Source organism: Kitasatospora sp. A2-31 (genome assembly GCF_022288725.1).
Classification (GTDB): domain Bacteria; phylum Actinomycetota; class Actinomycetes; order Streptomycetales; family Streptomycetaceae; genus Kitasatospora.
This window is the reverse complement of the sequence record NZ_JAKNTA010000225.1, coordinates 1-1,227: the sequence shown is the minus strand read 5'-3', so window position 1 is coordinate 1,227 and position 1,227 is coordinate 1. Positions and strand designations below refer to the sequence as shown.

The window sequence follows — 1,227 nt, the reverse complement described above, 5'->3', positions numbered from 1 at the left end:
CCCGCGCTCAGCACCCCGTACCCGGACGGCTTCTGAGCCACGCCGGGCAGCGGTCGGGGCGGGGCCGGCCCCGGCCCGGTCGCCGGAGCCGCGCCTGCCCGGCGCGCCGTCGCCCGCACACGCCCCGGGCGCCGTGGATCAGCCCGGAATGTTGTCGAAGGGGGCGACCAGCAGCCGGAGCAGCCCCGCGAGCTCGCCCTGCTGGGCGGCGGTGAGCTGGGCGAGCAGCTCGCGCTCGTGCGCGAGCAGGCCGGCGAGCGCCTGGTCCGCCCGGTCGCGGCCGTCGTCGGTCAGCCGGACCAGCACACCGCGCCGGTCGTCCGGGTCGGGCAACCGCTTGACCAGACCCTTGCCGGTGAGGCGGTCGATCCGGTTGGTCATCGTGCCGGACGTGACCAGGGTCTGGGTGAGCAGCTGGCCGGGGGAGAGCTGGTACGGGGTGCCGGCCCGGCGCAGCGCCGTCAGCACGTCGAACTCCCAGGGCTCCAGACCGTGCTCGGCGAAGGCCGTCCGGCGGGCACGGTCGAGGTGCCGGGCGAGTCGGCTCACCCGGCTGAGCACCTCAAGCGGTTCCACGTCGAGGTCGGGGCGCTCTCGGCGCCATGCTGCGACCAGGCGGTCGACCTCGTCCTCCATGGCGATCAGTGTATCGGGGGTTGTGTCGATGTGAAGTCTCTTGACATCGAGAAATGTAACGTGGAAGGTGCGAGCAGATATCTTGACGTCGAGATACATGCGAGGTGGACCATGAACACCCCCGTCTGGGACCCCCACCAGTACCTCCGCTACGCCGACGAACGCACCCGCCCCCTCCACGACCTCCTCACCCGCGTCCCCACCCTCCCCCACGAACCCGCCCCCACCGTCCTCGACATCGGCTGCGGACCCGGCAACTCCACCGCCCTCCTCCGCCGACGCTGGCCCCACGCCCGCCTCACCGGCATCGACAACTCCGCCGACATGCTCACCACCGCCCGCACGACCGGCGAACCCACCGCCCACTACCAACTCGCCGACGCGACCCACTACGACCCCGCCGACACCCACCCCGACCTGATCGCCTCCAACGCCACCCTGCAATGGATCCCCGGCCACCTCGACCTGCTACCCCGCTGGGCCGCCACCCTCCCACCCGGCGGCGTCATCGCCCTCCAGGTCCCCGGCAACTTCGACTCACCCAGCCACACCGCCCTCACCGAACTGCGCCACAGCCCCCGCTGGCACGAC

Annotated in this window: 2 protein-coding genes; one reads left to right on the top strand and one right to left on the bottom strand. The window is 72.5% G+C overall.

Going from position 1 to position 1,227, the window contains the following annotated elements; genetic code table 11:
* Positions 1-138: 138 nt before the first annotated feature.
* On the bottom strand, positions 139-636 hold the full coding sequence (locus tag MCM47_RS41070; protein ID WP_238949698.1) for a MarR family winged helix-turn-helix transcriptional regulator: 498 nt from the start codon (positions 634-636) through the stop codon (positions 139-141).
* A gap of 111 nt (positions 637-747) precedes the next feature.
* Between MCM47_RS41070 and MCM47_RS41065 the strand changes: the two genes are divergently transcribed.
* Positions 748-1,227 (top strand): methyltransferase domain-containing protein (locus MCM47_RS41065; protein WP_238951864.1); only part of this gene is annotated, 480 nt, incomplete at its 3' end.